Source organism: Streptomyces sp. LUP30 (assembly GCF_001746365.1).
Taxonomy (GTDB): domain Bacteria; phylum Actinomycetota; class Actinomycetes; order Streptomycetales; family Streptomycetaceae; genus Streptomyces.
Genome location: NZ_MJAJ01000046.1, coordinates 20212 through 37626 on the forward strand (window position 1 = coordinate 20212; position 17415 = coordinate 37626).

Annotated in this window: 14 protein-coding genes; 6 read left to right on the top strand and 8 right to left on the bottom strand. The window is 71.9% G+C overall.

All coding sequences use genetic code 11. The features are described from left to right. The first annotated feature begins 29 nt into the window (after positions 1-29). From BG482_RS30245 to BG482_RS30260, 4 genes are all read left to right on the top strand, one after another. Complete coding sequence (locus tag BG482_RS30245; RefSeq protein WP_079142332.1) at positions 30-1379, top strand: low temperature requirement protein A; 1350 nt, start codon at positions 30-32, stop codon at positions 1377-1379. A gap of 53 nt (positions 1380-1432) precedes the next feature. Then, entirely contained in the window at positions 1433-2461 is a 1029-nt protein-coding gene (locus BG482_RS30250) for a P1 family peptidase (RefSeq protein WP_069772362.1), read from the top strand. 261 nt (positions 2462-2722) lie between these two features. Then, complete coding sequence (locus BG482_RS30255; RefSeq protein WP_079142334.1) at positions 2723-3952, top strand: Ig-like domain-containing protein; 1230 nt, start codon at positions 2723-2725, stop codon at positions 3950-3952. Between the two features lie 289 nt (positions 3953-4241). Then, positions 4242-4988: a DUF6227 family protein gene (locus BG482_RS30260; RefSeq protein ID WP_069772363.1), complete on the top strand. Its 747-nt coding sequence runs from the start codon at positions 4242-4244 to the stop codon at positions 4986-4988. An 18-nt stretch (positions 4989-5006) separates the two neighbouring features. Here the strand turns inward: BG482_RS30260 and BG482_RS30265 are convergent, their stop codons facing one another. From BG482_RS30265 to BG482_RS30285, 5 genes are all read right to left on the bottom strand, one after another. Continuing rightward, a complete protein-coding gene (locus tag BG482_RS30265; protein WP_069772364.1) occupies positions 5007-5303 on the bottom strand; it encodes a hypothetical protein in 297 nt (98 codons plus the stop codon). Positions 5304-5578: 275 nt separating this feature from the next. Continuing rightward, entirely contained in the window at positions 5579-7750 is a 2172-nt protein-coding gene (locus BG482_RS30270) for a fructose-specific PTS transporter subunit EIIC (RefSeq protein ID WP_069772365.1), read from the bottom strand. Positions 7751-8093: 343 nt separating this feature from the next. Then, positions 8094-9041 carry a 1-phosphofructokinase gene (gene pfkB, locus BG482_RS30275; RefSeq protein WP_069772403.1) on the bottom strand — a complete coding sequence of 316 codons (948 nt, stop codon included), beginning with the start codon at positions 9039-9041 and terminating at the stop codon, positions 8094-8096. A gap of 26 nt (positions 9042-9067) precedes the next feature. After that, entirely contained in the window at positions 9068-9829 is a 762-nt protein-coding gene (locus BG482_RS30280) for a DeoR/GlpR family DNA-binding transcription regulator (protein ID WP_069772366.1), read from the bottom strand. A 317-nt stretch (positions 9830-10146) separates the two neighbouring features. Next, positions 10147-11706 (bottom strand): MFS transporter, encoded by a 1560-nt coding sequence (locus tag BG482_RS30285; RefSeq protein WP_069772367.1) that lies wholly within the window; start codon positions 11704-11706, stop codon positions 10147-10149. A gap of 62 nt (positions 11707-11768) precedes the next feature. Between BG482_RS30285 and BG482_RS30290 the strand changes: the two genes are divergently transcribed. Next, entirely contained in the window at positions 11769-12863 is a 1095-nt protein-coding gene (locus BG482_RS30290; protein ID WP_176741500.1) for a YafY family protein, read from the top strand. 201 nt (positions 12864-13064) lie between these two features. Here BG482_RS30290 and BG482_RS30295 read toward each other — a convergent pair whose 3' ends face one another. Further along, positions 13065-13838 (bottom strand): TetR/AcrR family transcriptional regulator, encoded by a 774-nt coding sequence (locus BG482_RS30295; protein WP_069772368.1) that lies wholly within the window; start codon positions 13836-13838, stop codon positions 13065-13067. Between the two features lie 957 nt (positions 13839-14795). Continuing rightward, on the bottom strand, positions 14796-15794 hold the full coding sequence (locus BG482_RS30300; protein ID WP_069772369.1) for an RNA polymerase sigma factor RpoD/SigA: 999 nt from the start codon (positions 15792-15794) through the stop codon (positions 14796-14798). Positions 15795-15980: 186 nt separating this feature from the next. Between BG482_RS30300 and BG482_RS30305 the strand changes: the two genes are divergently transcribed. Further along, positions 15981-16520 carry a GNAT family N-acetyltransferase gene (locus BG482_RS30305; RefSeq protein ID WP_069772370.1) on the top strand — a complete coding sequence of 180 codons (540 nt, stop codon included), beginning with the start codon at positions 15981-15983 and terminating at the stop codon, positions 16518-16520. Positions 16521-16539: 19 nt separating this feature from the next. Here BG482_RS30305 and BG482_RS30310 read toward each other — a convergent pair whose 3' ends face one another. Further along, positions 16540-17307 (bottom strand): dioxygenase, encoded by a 768-nt coding sequence (locus tag BG482_RS30310; protein WP_069772405.1) that lies wholly within the window; start codon positions 17305-17307, stop codon positions 16540-16542. Positions 17308-17415 lie beyond the last annotated feature (108 nt).

The window sequence follows — 17415 nt, forward strand, 5'->3', positions numbered from 1 at the left end:
TCCGACGGATATCTGCTGTGCTGGGACCCATGACGTCCAGTACGCCCCCGCCGGTCCCTCCTTCCGGCGACCCCTCCCCGCCCCCCGTCCCCGCTCGCAGACACCCGCTGCGCAAACTGACCGCGCGGAGGCGGGGCGAGGCACACCGGGTCGCCTCACCGCTCGAGCTGTTCTTCGACCTGTGCTTCGTCGTGGCCATCGCCCAGGCGGGCGTCCAACTGGTCCACGCGGTGGCGGAGTCCCACGCGGGCGAGGGAATCCTCAACTACGCGATGGTCTTCTTCGCCATCTGGTGGGCCTGGATGAACTTCACCTGGTTCGCCTCGGCGTACGACAACGACGACGCCCTCTACCGGGTCGTCACGCTGGTCCAGATCGCTGGAGTCCTGGTGCTCGCCGCCGGGGTGTCCCGGGCCGTCGAGGAGCACGAGTTCCTGGCCGTCTGGCTGGGTTACGTCATCATGCGGCTCGCCATGTCCTCGCAGTGGCTGCGCGTGGCCTATTCGACCGAAGGCCCGGAGCGCAGGACGGCGCTGCGCTACGCCTGCGGCATGCTGCTCTGCCAGGTGGGCTGGCTGGGGCTGGTGATCCTCCCCGAGGGCGGCCGGGCCTGGCTGTTCCTGGTGATGGCGCCGGTGGAGATGTGCGTGCCGCTGTACGCGGAGCGGGGCCACCCGACGTCCTGGCACCCGCACCACATCGCGGAGCGGTACGGGCTGTTCACGATCATCGTGCTCGGCGAGACGATCGCGGCGGCCACGGTCGCGGTGAAGACCGGCATCGACGAGAACGACGCGCTGGGCGAGCTGCTGCCGATCGCGGTCGGCGGCCTGCTGATCGTCTTCGCCGCCTGGTGGATCTACTTCGTGGTCCCCATCCACGGTCATCTGCGCTCCAGCAGGCAGGCGTTCCTGTGGGGCTACGGGCACTATGCCGTCTTCGCCTCGGCCGCGGCGATCGGCGCGGGCCTGGAGGTGGCGGTCGAGCAGGCCGTCGGGCAGGCCCGTCTCTCGACGCTCGCCGCGTCGGCCGCCGTCACCCTGCCGACGGCGCTGTATCTGCTGACCGTGTGGGTGCTGCACTCACGCCACTTCAAGGTGGGCCTGGCCCAGCAGTCGGTACTGCCCGTCACCGCGCTGCTGGTGATCTGCTGCACCTTCGTGGGCGAGTGGGCGGTTTTCGCGGCCGGTGCGGTGTCGGCGCTGGCGGTGGCCACCGGAGCGACCTTGACGGCCCGCATGCTCGCGCGGGACTCACGGGAGGATGCGCGGGACACGGCCAGCCACTCGGAATCGGCGGACTCTTCGGACTCGCCGGACTCGCCGGACTCGCCGGATTCCGGCGAAGGCTCGGAGCAGGGTTCGCACTCCGCGGTGTGACGCGACCGGTCTCCGCCCACCCGCGCGGTGCGGGCCGGGTGAGACTGGCTGCCATGACAGTTGACGCTCTGACGGACGTGGCCGGCCTGCGGGTGGGCCACGCGACCCGGACCGGCGAGGGGTGGCTCACCGGTGCCACGGTCGTCCTCGCGCCCGAGGGCGGCGCCGTGGCCGCGGTGGACGTGCGCGGCGGCGGCCCCGGCACCAAGGAGACCGACGCCCTCGATCCGCGCAACCTGGTGCAGAAGGTCGAGGCGATCGTGCTGACGGGCGGCAGCGCGTACGGACTCGACGCCGCGTCCGGGGTGATGGCGTGGCTGGAGGAACGGGGACGCGGGGTCCGTGTCGGCCCGGAACCGACGCACGTCGTGCCGGTGGTGCCGGCCGCCTGTGTCTTCGACCTCGGGCGCGGTGGCGACTTCCGGGCCCGTCCGGACGCGGCCACCGGCCTGGCGGCCGTCGCGGCGGCCGCGGCGAGCGAGCCCGGGGCGCGGGTGCCGCAGGGCTGCGTCGGCGCGGGGACGGGCGCGGTGGTGGGGCCGCTGAAGGGCGGTGTGGGCACCGCGGCCGTCGTCCTCGACTCGGGGATCACGGTGGGGGCCCTGGTGGTGGCGAACGCGGTGGGATCGGTGCTGGAGCCGCAGACGGGTGCGTTGTACGGGGAGTTGTTCCAGGGGCGCGTGACATACCCGGAAGCCCAGGTGCACGAGGCCGCGCGTCGGCGGCTCGCCGAGAGCGCGGCGAGGAACGCGCCTCCGCCGCTGAACACCACCCTCGCGGTGGTCGCCACCGACGCCGAATTGTCCAAGGCGCAGGCCCAGAAGCTGGCGGGCACGGCGCACGACGGGATCGCACGCGCCGTGCGTCCGGTGCACATGCTCAACGACGGAGACACCGTCTTCTCCATGGCCACGGGCGTCCGGCCGCTCGCCCACGGCAACCCGCTCGCCCTGAACGACGTCCTCGCGGCGGGCGCCGACATGGTGACCCGCGCGATCGTCCGAGCCGTGCGCGCCGCCGAGTCCGTGGACTGCCCGGGCGGCGCCTGGCCGGCGTACGAGGAGCTGTACGGCCCCCGGTGACGCCGGGAACGGAGGCCAAAGAGAGCTCCGTCGGCCGGGACGGACGTCGGCGCGGCGGGTGTCAGATCGTCGCGGGGCCGGCGGGAGGCGCAGGCGGGCGGGTGAACGGGTGGGTCGGGGCAGGGCCGGGTGGGTCATTGTCCCGGTTCTGTCACGCGGTCGTGCCAACGGCGCCCGCGGGGGAACCTCGGTGGTCGCCGTGGCGCTCCTCCTCCACGTACTGGAGCGGATCACTTACCTCACACGAAACCGGAGCAGCCCGTGACGACGGCGGACAAGACAGTGCGGCGCGCGGTGGGAGCATGTGCCGTCCTGGTGGTCGGCGCCCTGACCCTGACCGCCTGCGGGGGCAGCGCGAACGCCGAGGGCGGGGACGCCAAGGGGGGCAAGAGCGACGGGAGCGGTGTGAAGACGTCCACCGCCAAGATCGTCATTTCGGCGAAGGACGGCTCGACGGGCGCATCGATCAACCGGACCGGTGTGAAGGTGAGCGACGGCCGGCTCGCGGAGGTGAAGATGACGGTGTCCGGGTCGGGACAGGCCGTCGAGGGCGCCCTGTCGGCCGACGGCAGCAGCTGGAAGCCGAAGGAGCAGTTGGAACGCGGCACGAAGTACCAGATATCGGCGACCGCGAAGGACGCGAACGGCAAGACCGCTGCGGCGAACGCGATCTTCACCACGGTCTCCTCGACGAACAGCTTCATCGGCACGTACACGCCGGACGACGGCACGACGGTCGGCGTCGGCATGCCGGTGTCGTTCACGTTCGACAAGGCCATCTCCGACAGGAAGGCCGTGCAGTCGCACATCACCGTCAGCTCCAGCAGCGGGCAGCAGGTGGTCGGCCACTGGTTCGGCACGCAGCGGCTCGACTTCCGGCCCCAGGAGTACTGGAAGGCCGGCTCCAAGGTCACGATGAAGATCGACCTGGACGGGGTCGAGGGCGCGAGCGGCGTCTACGGCGTGCAGAAGAAGACGGTCGACTTCACCATCGGGCGCTCGCAGGTCTCCACGGTCGACGCGAACACGCAGACCATGACGGTCGTGCGGGACGGACAGACCCTGAAGACCACCCCGATCTCCACGGGCGACCCCGAGCACACCACGTACAACGGCCAGATGGTGATCTCCGAGAAGTTCACGCAGACGCGCATGAACAGCCGCACGGTCAACCTGGGCGCCGAGTACGACATCCCGGACGTGCCGCACGCGATGCGTCTGACCACCTCCGGCACCTTCCTCCACGGCAACTACTGGTACAACAGGAACAACCCGCCCTTCGGCCGCACCGGCACCAGCCACGGCTGCGTGGGACTCGCCGACGTCCAGGGCGCGCAGGGTGACACGCCCGCCAAGTGGTTCTACGACAACTCGCTGATCGGCGACGTCGTGATCGTCAAGAACTCCCCCGACAAGAAGGTGGCTCCGGACAACGGACTCAACGGCTGGAACATGTCGTGGGCGGAGTGGACCGCCGGCAGCGGCGCGTGACCGCCGACGCGAGCACCCCGTGCGCCACGGGCCACGGGAGCACCGGAAGCAACGGAAGCAACGGAAGCAACAGGAGCGCCCCGCGCACCGGGCGCACCAAGGGCGATTCGAGCGCGGGAAGTGCCGTCTGACCGGCGGTTTCTGAGCGTACGTCGGGCCGTGCGGGAACCATCCGCGCGGCCCGGGCGTTTTCCCTGACGTACGTTTTCTCGGTTCCCGGACATGATGTCCGACCGAGGGGCTACGGTATGCACCCACAAGGTGACATGCAGCAACGCCGGGAGAAACCTTGAGCGTTCCGTACGAGACGACAGCGTACGAACCAGCCGAGTCGCCCGAGTCTCCGGAGGAGCATCTCGCGCGACTGCTCGGTCGCGCCCTGAACTCGTTCGAGCTGCCCGACGAGGCTCTGCGGCGGCTCGACTGCGCGCTGGCCCACGACAGCTCCCTGCACTCCGCGCACCACAGCGCGGGCCTGCACCGGGAGACCTACCGGCACACCTGGCTGCTGGCCGACGGCTGCGCGCTCACGCTGTGGGAGCTCGTGCACAACACCGCCCCGGGCAGTGAGCCCCAGCACGAGGTGTACGTGGACGAGGAGGAGCTGCGCGCCGCGACGGCCCGGCTGCCGCTGCCGTCCGAGGCGCCGGACTTCGAACTGCCGGTGCTGGTGCAGCTGTCGCCGTTCCCGGCGCCCCGCCACGTGTACGTGCCGGACGACTCGGCGGACCACGCGCGCCGTCTGCTGCGCCGCGCCGAGAACCCCGACCGGCCGGACGCGGACACGACGGCGCTGCTGAGGTCCGCGTGCGCGCACCAGATCACCCAGGCCTTCGGACGTCCCTGCCGCGCGGGCCGGATCGGCCTGGGCTACTCGCTCTACGAGCACGCGTTCCTGCTGCGCGACGGCCGGGAGATCTCCCTGTGGGAGGTCGAGCACACGGCGACGCCCGACGGGCGGCACATGTGCGAGGTGTACGCGTCCGAGGCCGCGGCCCGGGACGCGATGGAGCGCCGGGCAGCACAGGTCTCCTGAGCCGCCTCCGGCGCCGGGTCAGCGGCCGCCGCCGAGCCGGCGCACCAGGCCCGCGAAAGCGTCCTCCTCCGCCGTGGTCAGCTCGACGGTCTCCCGACGGGGACCGGTCGCCTGCTGCTGGCGCGGGAGCGCGGGGAGCACAGGGAGTTTCGCCGGGACCGCGGGGCGGACGGGCAAGGCATGGAGCGCCGCGTGAGCCGCGGCGCGTGCGCGCATACGGCGCAGGACCCGGGTCAGGACGAGCAGCCAGGCGACGGACGCCACGGCGAGAACGGTCAGAGCCGTCAGCTGGGCGGGCGTGGGATGCACGGGCATACCGCCCAGTACACACCACAGTCCGGGACTTTGGCCCCGGACCGTGATGTATCTCGCAGGCCACGCAGATCGGCCGATATACCCAACGAGCCACTCCGCACAGCCGACTCTGCCGACCCGGCCGGCCCGCCGGCACAGGCCAACGCGGCGGACCCGGCCGGCACAGGCAGGAAGGCGGCACAGGCGGGCACACAGCCCACCGCCCAGGCGCGAGGGCGACTGGGCGGCGAGGGGGACGGGGCGGGAGTGGAGAGGACGAACGGTCGGCGCGGTGGCTACACGCCGACCGGCTGCTTCGTCTCCTGCGCGGTCGTGGTCTCGGCCGCACCTTCCGCCGACCCGGGCTGCGCAGCGCCGGGGGCCGGCTTGCGCATGCCCTTGAGGACGACGACCAGGGCCGTCGTCACGCACACGCCCGCCGCGACGGCGACCAGGTACAGGAACGGATTGCCGATCAGCGGGACCACGAAGATGCCGCCGTGCGGGGCGCGCAGCGTGGCGCCGAAGACCATCGACAGCGCGCCGGTGACCGCACCGCCCGCCATAGAGGCGGGGATCACGCGCAGCGGGTCGGCCGCGGCGAACGGGATCGCGCCCTCGGAGATGAAGGAGGCGCCCAGCACCCAGGCGGCCTTGCCGTTCTCACGCTCGGTCGGCGTGAAGAGCTTGCCGCGGACCGTGGTGGCCAGCGCCATCGCGAGCGGCGGGACCATGCCGGCCGCCATGACCGCGGCCATGATCTTCATGGCGGAGTCGCCCGGGTTGGAGACCGCGATGCCGGCCGTGGCGAAGGTGTACGCGACCTTGTTGACGGGACCGCCGAGGTCGAAGCACATCATCAGGCCGAGCAGGGCGCCGAGCAGGACGGCGTTGGACCCGGACAGGCCGTTCAGCCAGTCGGTCATGCCCTTCTGGGCGGAGGCGATGGGCTTGCCGACCACGACGAACATCAGGAAGCCGACGATCGCCGAGGAGATCAGCGGGATCACCACCACCGGCATGATGCCGCGCACCGGCGCCGGGATCCTCACCTTCTGGATCGCCATCACCACGCCACCGGCGAGCAGACCGGCGACCAGACCGCCGAGGAAGCCCGCGTTGATGGTGGACGCGATCATGCCGCCGACGAAGCCGGGGACGAGGCCGGGCCGGTCCGCCATGCCGTAGGCGATGTACCCCGCGAGGACCGGGACGAGGAAGCCGAAGGCCACGGCGCCGATCTGGAACAGCAGGGCGGCCCAACTGTCCGTCTGGGTCCACACGAAGTGGTCCATCACCGAGGGTGCGGACTTGATCTCGTATCCGCCGATCGCGAAGCCGAGGGCGATCAGCAGACCGCCGGCCGCGACGAACGGGACCATGTAACTCACGCCGGACATCAGCCACTTGCGCAGCTTGGTGCCGTAGCCCTCGCCGGACTCGCCGGCGCGCTCGACCGGCGTGCCCGCGCCGGAGGGGGCGCCCGAGGTCGCCTCGCCGCGCTCCGCCTTCCCGCGCACTTCGCTGATCAGCTCGGCGGGCCGGTTGATGCCCGCCTTCACACCGACGTCCACGGTGGGCTTGCCTGCGAAGCGGTCCTTGTCGCGGACGGGGACGTCGTGGGCGAAGATCACTCCGTCCGCCGCGCCGATGACGGCCGGGTCGAGCCGGGTGAAGCCGGCCGAACCCTGCGTCTCGACGACCAGCTCGACGCCGGCCTCGCGGCCCGCCTTCTCCAGGGACTCGGCCGCCATGTAGGTGTGCGCGATGCCGGTGGGACAGGAAGTGACCGCGACGATCTGGAAGGGGCGCGTGGTCTCGGGGACGGAGACGGCGGCCGGGTCCGAAGGGGAGGCAGAGGCGGAAGGGGAGGCCGTGTCGGCGTCGGCGGAGGCCGCCGCCGACGCCGACACGGAGTCTGCGGAACCGGAGTCTGCAGAACCGGTGCCTGCGGGACCGGAGTCTGCGGGACCGCCCTCGGCCCCGGCGGACGGGGTCTCAGGGGCGGGGCTCTCGGGGGCGGGAGGAGCGTCGCCGCGGATCAGCGCTGCCGCCGCGGCCGGGTCGCCGGCCGACCGCAGCGCGTCGGTGAAGTCGGCGTTCATCAACTGCCGGGCCAGTGACGACAGGATCGTCAGATGGGCGTCGTCCGCGCCGGCGGGGGCGGCGATGAGGAAGACCAGGTCGGCCGGGCCGTCCGCCGCACCGAAGTCGATGCCGGCGGCGCTGCGCCCGAAGGCGAGCGTCGGCTCGGTGACATGGGCGCTCCGGCAGTGGGGGATGCCGATGCCGCCGTCGAGGCCGGTGGGCATCTGCGCCTCGCGGGCGGCCACGTCGGCGAGGAAGCCGTCCAGGTCGGTCACCCGGCCCAGGGCCACCATGCGCTCGGCGAGGGATCGCGCCGCCGCTTCCTTCGTTGAGGCGGACAGGTCGAGATCGACCAGGTCCGCGGTGATCATGTCGCTCATCGCGGGCTCCTTCGCACGCGTATCGCCCGGGTCGTGGGGTGGCGGGCGGGGGTGGGGACGGGGAGTCGGGTGGGAACGGGGAGTCGGACGGAGACAGGAGGTCCGATGGGTCGGGAGGGTGAGGCGGATCGGGAGGGYGGGGCGGGTCGGGAAGGCGGGGCGGAGGCGGGGCCGGGGAAGCCCCGCCTCCCTGGGGTCACAGGCGGGTACGGGTCCTGTTTCCCCTGGTCAGCAGGGCGGCTCAGGGTGCCCTGCTGCCCGTAGGGGGCGGCGGTCGCCGGGGCGCCTCGCCGCTGTTCGGCCGCCGGTCCGCCGAGCGGTGCGGGCCGGGCGGGGGTCGTCCTCATGACACCGGCTCCCGCAGTTCGCGGTCCACCGGCACGTCGGCCGTCACCGTCACGGCCGCCGGGTCCAGGTCGTCCGGCGTGGGCATCACGCTGCCGGGCAGCTGGACGGCGGCCGCGCCGTGCGCAACGGCGGAGGCGAGCGCCGCCGGGCCGCTGCCGCCGGCGATGAGGAACCCGGCGAGGGAGGAGTCGCCGGCGCCCACGTTGCTGCGGACGGCGTCGACCCGCGCGCTCCCGAACCAGGTGCCCGTCTCCTCGACCAGCAGCTGGCCGTCGGCGCCCAGACTCGCGAGCACCGCTCGGGCGCCCATTCCGCGCAGTTCCTCGGCCGCCTTCACCGCGTCGCCCACGGTGGCGAGGGGACGTCCGACTGCCTCCGCGAGTTCTTCGGCGTTCGGCTTCACCACGTCGGGCCGCTCGCGCAGGGCTTCGAGGAGCGCCCGCCCGGACGTGTCCAGAGCGATCCGCGCGCCCCCCGCGTGCGCCCGGGCGACCACCTCGGCGTACCAGGACGGCGCGAGGCCACGGGGCAGGCTGCCGCAGCAGGCGATCCAGTCGGCGCCGCGCGACTGCTCACGGACCGTCTCCAGCAGCAGTTCCTGCTCCTCGGCGGACAGCTCGGGGCCGGGCGCGTTGATCTTCGTCAGGACACCGTCGGACTCCGCGAGGGCGATGTTCGAGCGGGTGGCTCCGGTGACCGGGACCGGCGCGACCTCGATGCCCTGCGCAGCCAGCAGATCGGCGACGAGTGCGCCCGGCGCACCGCCCAGGGGCAGGACGGCGACCGTGCGCCGCCCGGCGGCGGCCGCCGCGCGGGAGACGTTAACGCCCTTGCCGCCCGGGTCCATCCGCTCGCCGGTGGCGCGGATGACCTCGCCGCGGTCGAGGGAGGGGACCTCGTAGGTGCGGTCCAGGGACGGGTTGGGGGTGACGGTGAGGATCACGCCCACGGTGCTCGGGCCGGTGCCGCTCATGCTCGTACCACTTCCGTGCCGCCGCGCTCGATCGCGGCAGCGTCGTCGGGACTCAGTGCGCTGTCGGTGATCAGCAGATCCACGTCGCTCAGGTCGCCGAAGCGGGCGAAGTGCTCCTGGCCGTGCTTGGCGGAGTCGGCGAGCAGGACGACCCGACGGGCGGCGGCGACGGCGGCCCGCTTGACCGCGGCCTCGGCGAGGTCGGGAGTGGTCAGCCCGTGCTCCGCGGAGAAGCCGTTGGCGGCGAGGAACAGGACGTCGGCCCGGATCTCGCCGTACGCGCGCAGCGCCCAGGCGTCCACGGCGGCGCGCGTACGGTGCCGCACGCGCCCTCCGATGAGATGGAGCTGCATGCCCGGGTGGTCCGCGAGGCGGGCCGCGATGGGCAGGCTGTGGGTGACGACGGTGAGCTCGGCCTCCAGCGGGAGAGCGGCGGCCAGCCGTGCGACCGTCGTGCCGGCGTCCAGGATCATCGTGCCCTCGGAGGGCAGTTCCGTCAGGGCCGCCTTCGCGATGCGGTCCTTCTCGTCGGCCGAGGTGCCCTCGCGTTCGGCGAGATCCGGTTCGAAGTCGAGACGTCCGGCCGGAATGGCTCCGCCATGCACGCGGCGCACCAGACCGGCCCGGTCGAGGGCCTTCAGATCGCGGCGGATCGTCTCCGCCGTGACCTGGAACTCCTCGGCCAGCGACAGGACGTCCACCCGTCCGCCGTCACGGGCGAGCCGCAGGATCTGCTGCTGCCGCTCCGGTGCGTACATGTCCGTTCCCCTCCGGTCGGTGCCAGATTTATGCCCGAACTTGTGGTTTCGACACGGAGGCTACGCCCGGATTTCCGGAAAGTAAACAGGTTCGGGCTTGATTCGGGCATGAACGGACTTCCGTCCGTGCCTCCTCTGCCGGCCGGCGACACACCGCCGCGGGGAAGGACGAAGAGCCCGCCACCGCTACGGTGACGGGCTCTCGACGGGACCAAGGTGACGCAGGAGCCCCGGACTTCGGGACTACGGGACTTCGGGACTACGGGACTACGGGTGCCCGCTAGTCCGGGAGTCCGGGAGCTCACGAGGTCACCAGGTCAGACGGCGAACTCGCGTTCCCGCCCCTCGGCGGGGGCCGTCTCCGGGGCCCCCGCGGCGTCCGCGCCGCCCTCCACGTGCTGCGCGGGCCGCTTCGGCAGGGCGAACATCAGCAGGAAGATCGCGAACATCACCAGGGCCACCCAGCCCAGGGCGTACTGGAAGGCGTTCACGAAGGCCGGGCCGACCTCGGACGCGGTCAGCCGATCGCCGATCCGGCCGAAGAAGACGACCGCGACGAGTCCCAGTCCGAGCGCGTTGCCCATCTGCTGGACGGTGTTGATGAGGCCGGACGCCGACCCGGCGTGCTCGCGAGGCACCTCCGACAGCACCGCGTCGGTCAGCGGGGCGAAGATCAGCCCCATGCCGGCGCCCATGACGACCAGCGGCAGCGCCATCTGCCAGGGAGCGATGCCCAGCCCGAAGCGCTCGGACTCCCACATGTAGAGGAGCACGCCGACGACCATGGTCAGGGCGCCCGCCTGCAGCACCTTGCGCCCGAAGCGCGGTACCAGCTTCTGCACGGACATCCCCGCGGCCGTCGAGACGGCGATCGAGAAGGGAACCCCGGTCAGACCGGCCTTCATCGGACTCCAGCCCAGGCCCGTCTGCATGTACAGCGTCCAGACCAGGAAGAACACGCCGAGAGCGATCCCGAAGACGGTCTGCACGGCGACGCCCGCCGCGAAGCTGCGCACCCGGAAGAGGGAGAGCTCGACCAGCGGCGAGCCGTCCCGCGCGCCCTTGCGCCGCTCGTAAGCGACGAGCGCCCCGAAGACGCCGAGCGCGCCGACCATCGACGCATACCCCCACACCGGCCAGCCCAGCTCACGACCGCGGGTGAGCGGGTAGAGCAGCATGAGCAGACCGAGGGTGACCAGGACGACGCCGACGATGTCCAGCTTCAGCGCCTTCGGCGCCTTCGACTCGGTGATGAAACGGCTGCCGAGGATCAGTCCCGCGATGCCGACGGGCAGGTTGATCAGGAAGATCGGCCGCCACTCCAGCCCGAACAGGTTCCACTCCGTCAGCAGCGCGCCGAGCAGCGGACCCGAGACGGCGCCCAGTCCCACGATCGCGCCGAACAGCCCGAACACCTTGCCCCGCTCGTGCGCCGGGAAGGTCGCGTGCACGATCGACAGCACCTGCGGGACCATCATCGCCGCCATGCCGCCCTGCAGAATCCGCGAGGCGACGAGCATCTCGGGGTTGGCGGCGAAGCCGCACAGCGCGGAGGCGAGGGTGAAGCCGCCGATGCCGAGCAGGAAGAGCCGTTTGCGCCCGTGGATGTCGCCGAGCCGGCCGCCGGTGATGAGTCCCGCGGCGAAGGCGAGCGCGTAACCGGCGGTGATCCACTGGATCTGACTCCAGGAGGCGCCCGCGTCCTGCTGTATGGAGGGGATGGCGATGTTGACGATCGTGACGTCGACCAGGTCCATGAAGGCCGCGGTCATCACGATGGCGAGCGCGAACCAACGACGTCGGTCGCCCGGGGTCGCCGCAGGTGCTGCCGTCTCAGGGGTGGGCGGTGTCTCGGTGGAGGTCTCCGTGGAGGTCATGGTGTGACAGTAGGACGGCACTAGGTCAGATCGTGTCCTACTCGTACGGCATCCTCGAGTGCATGACGACGGACACCCCGGCTCGGCTGCTTCAGCTCCTCTCCCTCCTCCAGACGCCCCGCGAATGGCCCGGCGGCGAGCTCGCCGGGCGCCTCGGGGTGTCCCGCCGCACGGTCCGGCGCGACATCGACCGACTGCGCGACCTGGGATATCCCGTGCAGGCGACCATGGGCTCGGACGGGGGGTACCGGCTGGTCGCGGGCAAGGCGATGCCGCCCCTCGTGCTCGACGACGAGGAGGCCGTCGCGATCGCCGTCGGACTGCGGGCCGGGGCCGGTCACGCGCTGGAGGGCGTCGACGAGGCCTCGGTGCGGGCGCTGGCCAAGCTGGAGCAGGTGTTGCCGGCCCGGCTACGCCATCGCGTCTCCACCCTCCAGGCCGCCACCACCCCGCTGACCAGCGGGGACGGCGCGAGCATCGCACCCGAGACGCTGACCGTCATGGCGTCGACGGTGGCCGGCCAGGAGCGGCTGCGGTTCGCCTACCGCGCGAAGGACGGCACGGAGTCGCGTCGTCTGACCGAGCCCTACCGGCTCGTGTCCACGGGGCGGCGGTGGTACCTCGTGGCGTACGACCTCGACCGCCAGGACTGGCGGACGTTCCGGGTCGACCGGGTCCGGGAACCGTTCGCGACCGGTGCGCGGTTCACTCCGCGCGAGCTGCCGACGGGGAGCGCGGCGGAGTACCTCCGGCGGTCCATCCACGGCCGGCCGGACGCCCGCGAGTACGAGTACGACGTCACCTTCGAGGCGCCGGCCGAACTCGTCGCGGCCCGCCTCCCGGCCTGGCTGGGAACACCGACCCCGCATCACCGGCATCACCCGCACCGTCCGCACGACGGCGGCCAGAACGGAGGCGGCAATGGCGACGGAGGCGGCAATGGCGACGGCAACGGCAACGGGGAGGTGCGCAAGGAGGGTTGCCGACTGCGCGGGTCGACCAGTGACCCGGTGGAGTGGGTGGCGGTCCGGCTCGCGATGCTGGGCTACGAGTTCTCGGTCCGGGAGCCCCGCGAACTCATCGACTGTGTAAGAGAGTTGGGCGGCCGACTGGAACGGGCGGCGAGGGCGGAAGCGGTGGCGAGGGCGGGTGATTGAGGGACGGGACTGAGAAAGACCCGCCAAGTTCACCCCGCCCCCAGGACCCATCCGACCCGGGGGCCGACCGTCCGGACGCAGGGCCCATGCGATGGTCGGGCCGCCGAGCGCAGGGCCCGCCCAGCCCAAGTCGCTTTCCCGTCACGCCTCAGCCCGAAGGGCCGTCCAGGGTCGCCCGGCTCCCTGACCCGCTCTGCGGGCTTAACCCGCCCGCCCCGCCCGCCCCGCCTGCCCTGTCTGCCCTGTCTGCCCTGTCTGCCCCGATGTCCAGGAAAAGCCCCGCAGGGCTCGCAGATTGCCCAGGGCCACCTCTGCGGGGCCCTGCGGACCGGTGGGCGAGGTGTCCGTCACCGCCCAGCTCTCTACGGCGACCCGGACCGCGGCGCCGGCCACCGCCGCGGTGAAGCGCTCGTACGGCGAGGCGGCTGCGGCCGGGACAGGGGTGGCCGGGTCCTGGGCGTCCGGATCCGAGGCGTCCGGGGACGGGGCATCCGGGCCCGAGGCGTCCGGGCCCGAGGCTTCCGGGACGGCGGTGGCCCGCCCGGGCGTGGGACCGTTCGCCGCCGTGGCGGCGGCCCTCGCCCGTTCCGCCAGCACCTCCGTGAGGGTGGCCTCCGAGGTGTGACACACCTCGGCCCAGACCTTCCCGAGGGCCGGACTGGCCATGGCCAGCCGGATCAGGGCGCGCACCCACTCCCAGGACGCGGCCGACACCCCCTGTCCGGGCACGAGCGTGTGGCGCACGGCGTGTTCGAGGGCCTCCGGCACGGTCAGCCCGGCCGGCGCCTCGCGTACCGCCTCCGCCCAGCGCTGGGCGCCCGCCGCGTAGAGAGGGGCGACTGCTTCTTCCTTGGTGGCGAAGTACCGGTAGAAGGTGCGCGGAGCGATTCCCGCCGCCTGCGCGATGTCCTCGGCCCGGGTGGCCTTCAGCCCCCGGCTGACGAACAGGCCGGCCGCCGCCCGGGCGATCTCCATCCGGGTCGCCGCTTTGCGCCGCTCGGTCAGCGAAGCCGAGGCGGAGCGAGAGGTCGAGCTGATCACTCCGGCAGGCTATGCCCATGTGGCACAATCTGCCATTCGGGCGGGCCACCCCGTGGTTCAGGTACGGGGTGCCCCGCCTTCTCGACGTGCTCACGCCCACTACGCCTCCGCGCGACGGCCGTGTGCGCCCGCAATTGCCACCGAATCCGCACCATTGTCCGCCCTGGGCGCTGCCCGCCCGAGCCCACCCCAGCCCTCCCCCGGCCCTAGCCCTCGCCCTCACTCTCGCCCGGTGACATCGAGGACGAAAAGGAGCCGGGCTCCGGCGCCTGGGGGGAGAGGCGCCGAAGCCCGGCTCTCGGAGAGTCCCGGCGCCGGGGGGATGTGCGGCGGGACTTGGCTCATGGGACTTCGCTCATGGGCTCGGCTCTTGCGGCCTGGCTCATGCAGGGTTGAGATCTCGGGGTGGGCTGCAGGGTCCGGCCGATCCGAACTCCCGTGCCCAGAAGTCTTTTTCCCGCGCCTCACCGATTGAAGCGGCGTTCCCGCGCCATGTTTCCCCGGCTTTCTCGAACCGGCGCACGCGGGCGTAAAGCCAGCACCACACAGCGCCCCAGACCCACCAGCGCCATGTGGGAGACCAACGGACGCGCCACGCGAGGCCCACGCACGCACCACGGGAGGCCGCGCAGGAGCCATCACGGCGAAACGAGCAGGACGCGCCACCGGAGGGCCGACGCAGAACGCGCCACCGGAGGGCCGACGCAGAACGCGCCACCGGAGGCCGACGCAGGACGCTCCACCAAAGGCCGACGCAGTGCGCTTCCCCCCGGCCGAGTGGCATCTCCTCGTCCACCCGGCCGGGGTCTTGTACACCACGCCTGCTCGGTGGCCTTGCACCGCAGCTCGCCGGGCCGGGCCTCACCCGCCCGGCTCGCGGAGCGCCGTCGGTTACGCCGCCGCCTCGAAGCCCGTGTCGCGGGCCAGCTTCTTCAGTTCCAGCAGGGCGTGCTTCTCGATCTGGCGGATGCGTTCCCTCGTGAGGCCGTGCTTCTTGCCGACCTCGGTCAGGGTGCGCTCGCGGCCGTCGTCGATGCCGTACCGCATCTTGATGATGGAGGCCGTGCGCGGGTCCAGGCGGTCGATCAGGCCGTCCAGCTCCTCGCTGCGCAGCAGCGTCAGGACCGACTGCTCCGGCGAGACCGCGGAGGTGTCCTCCAGCAGGTCGCCGAACTGCGTCTCGCCCTCGTCGTCGACCGCCATGTTGAGCGAGACCGGGTCGCGGGCCCAGTCCAGGACGTCCGTGACGCGCTCCGGCGTCGAGCCCAGCTCGGCGGCGATCTCGGCGGGCTCCGGGTCGCGGCCGTTCTCCCGGTTGAACTCGCGCTGCACGCGCCGGATCCGGCCAAGCTCCTCCACCAGGTGGACGGGCAGGCGGATCGTGCGCGACTGGTCCGCTATGGAGCGGGTGATGGCCTGGCGGATCCACCAGGTCGCGTACGTGGAGAACTTGAAGCCCTTGCGGTAGTCGAACTTCTCGACCGCGCGCACCAGGCCGGCGTTGCCCTCCTGGATCAGGTCGAGCAGGGGCAGACCGCTGCGGGGGTAGCGCCGGGCCACCGCGACGACCAGGCGCAGGTTGGAACGGATGAAGACGTCCTTGGCCCGCTCGCTCTCGGCGACCAGGGCCTCGAGCTCCTCACGGGAGGCGTCCGCCTTGGACTCCTCGTCACCGTCGAGGACCTGTTGCGCGAAGACACCCGCCTCGATGATCTGGGACAACTCGACCTCCTTGGCGGCGTCGAGCAGCGGTGTACGCGCGATCTCGTCGAGGTACATGCCGACCAGGTCGCGGTCGGCGATCTCGCCGCCATGGGCGCGAACACTGCGGGCCGCGCTGCTCGTCTCGCCGGTGGCGGACTTGCGGCGGGCGACGGCACGGGTTGCCATGCGTGCTCCCTTGCGATGGTGGTTCAGCGGGTGGCCCTTCAGACGCCCGGCACTGTCGGAACTCTGGACTCTCCTCGGGTGCCCTGCATCCGATGGAAACAACGACTGGAATCAGGACAGAATTCCCAACCCGCACTCCGAATTTTCTGATCATGCAGTACCCTGTCCGACCACCTGGGAGGCGTGATGCCGTCGGAACGTACAGAGGTGCAGGTCAGGCCGGGAGTCGAGGCAGACCTCGACGCGCTCACGAGCCTCTACAACCACTACGTACGTGAGACGGCCATCACATTTGACACGGTGGCCTTCACTGCTGAAGAGCGACGTCCTTGGCTGCTCTCCCACCCTGAAGACGGGCCGTACCGCCTGATGGTTGCCACAGAACCGGACTCACAGGACATCCCGGGGACCTCACAGGAAATCCTGGGTTACGCCACATCCAGCCCCTACCGGCCGAAGGCGGCCTACTCCACCTCGGTCGAGGTGACGGTCTACGTCGCTCCACACGCGGGCCGGCGCGGCATCGGCACGCTCCTCTACAAGGCGCTCTTCGAGGCGCTGGCCGACGAGGACCTGCACCGCGCCTACGCGGGCATCGCGCAACCGAACGAAGCGTCCGCGCGACTGCACGAACGCTTCGGTTTCCGGCCCGTGGGCACGTATCGCGAGGTGGGCCGCAAGTTCGGCCGCTACTGGGACGTGGCCTGGTACGAGAAGGAGCTGTAGCGCCCGTCGGCCGGCACGGTCAGCCGAACTGCACCGACCGCTTGGCCATCCCCATCCAGAAGCCGTCGATGACGGACCTCTGGGCGTCCAGCTCGCCGGACACCTCCGCCGCGCCCATGGTCACGAAGAGCGGGGCGAAGTGCTCGGTGCGCGGGTGGGCGTACCGGCCGGCCGGCGCCTTGCGGAGGAAGTCCAGCAGGCCGTCCCAGTCACGGGCCTCCAGCGCGCGCCGCCCCCAGTCGTCGAACTCGGACGACCAGGTCGGCACTCCCGCGCCCGTGTGCCGCAGTGCGGCCAGGTTGTGGGTGAAGAACCCGGAGCCGACGATGAGCACGCCCTCGTCGCGCAGCGGCGCGAGCTTGCGGCCGATCTCCATCAGCTTCACGGGGTCGAGGGTCGGCATGGAGACCTGCAGGACCGGGATGTCGGCGGCCGGGAACATCTCGACGAGCGGGACGTAGGCGCCGTGGTCGAGGCCACGGTCGGGGATGTCCTGGACGGGAGTGCCCGGGGCGCGCAGCAGCTTGCGCACGCTCTCCGCGAGCTCGGGTGCGCCGGGGGCGTCGTACTTCACCGTGTAGTAGTGCTCGGGGAAGCCCCAGAAGTCGTAGACCAGGGGGACGGGGTCGACGGCGCCGAGGGCGAGCGGGGCCTCCTCCCAGTGGGCGGAGACCATGAGGATCGCCTTGGGCCGGGGCAGCTCGGCGGACCAGGCCGCGAGCTCTCCGGGCCAGATCGGGTCGTCCGCGAGCGGCGGGGCGCCATGGCTGAGGTAGAGCGCGGGCATGCGCTCCTGGGGGCGGGAGTGCTCCTGGGGTGCGACGGGCGCGACGGACATGACGGTTCGACTCCTTCCGGGGCCTCGGCCCCTGATTGCGGGAGCTGCGTCTCACTC

Coding starts and splice junctions, on each gene's coding strand:
- BG482_RS30265 (WP_069772364.1), bottom strand. CDS start 5,303: ATGCCCGTGCATCCCACGCCCGCCCAGCTGACGGCTCTGACCGTTCTC.
- BG482_RS30285 (WP_069772367.1), bottom strand. CDS start 11,706: ATGACCTCCACGGAGACCTCCACCGAGACACCGCCCACCCCTGAGACG.
- BG482_RS30305 (WP_069772370.1), top strand. CDS start 15,981: ATGCCGTCGGAACGTACAGAGGTGCAGGTCAGGCCGGGAGTCGAGGCA.
- BG482_RS30270 (WP_069772365.1), bottom strand. CDS start 7,750: ATGAGCGACATGATCACCGCGGACCTGGTCGATCTCGACCTGTCCGCC.
- BG482_RS30250 (WP_069772362.1), top strand. CDS start 1,433: ATGACAGTTGACGCTCTGACGGACGTGGCCGGCCTGCGGGTGGGCCAC.
- BG482_RS30290 (WP_176741500.1), top strand. CDS start 11,769: ATGACGACGGACACCCCGGCTCGGCTGCTTCAGCTCCTCTCCCTCCTC.
- BG482_RS30300 (WP_069772369.1), bottom strand. CDS start 15,794: ATGGCAACCCGTGCCGTCGCCCGCCGCAAGTCCGCCACCGGCGAGACG.
- BG482_RS30295 (WP_069772368.1), bottom strand. CDS start 13,838: ATGGAGATCGCCCGGGCGGCGGCCGGCCTGTTCGTCAGCCGGGGGCTG.
- BG482_RS30245 (WP_079142332.1), top strand. CDS start 30: ATGACGTCCAGTACGCCCCCGCCGGTCCCTCCTTCCGGCGACCCCTCC.
- BG482_RS30310 (WP_069772405.1), bottom strand. CDS start 17,307: ATGCCCGCGCTCTACCTCAGCCATGGCGCCCCGCCGCTCGCGGACGAC.
- BG482_RS30280 (WP_069772366.1), bottom strand. CDS start 9,829: ATGTACGCACCGGAGCGGCAGCAGCAGATCCTGCGGCTCGCCCGTGAC.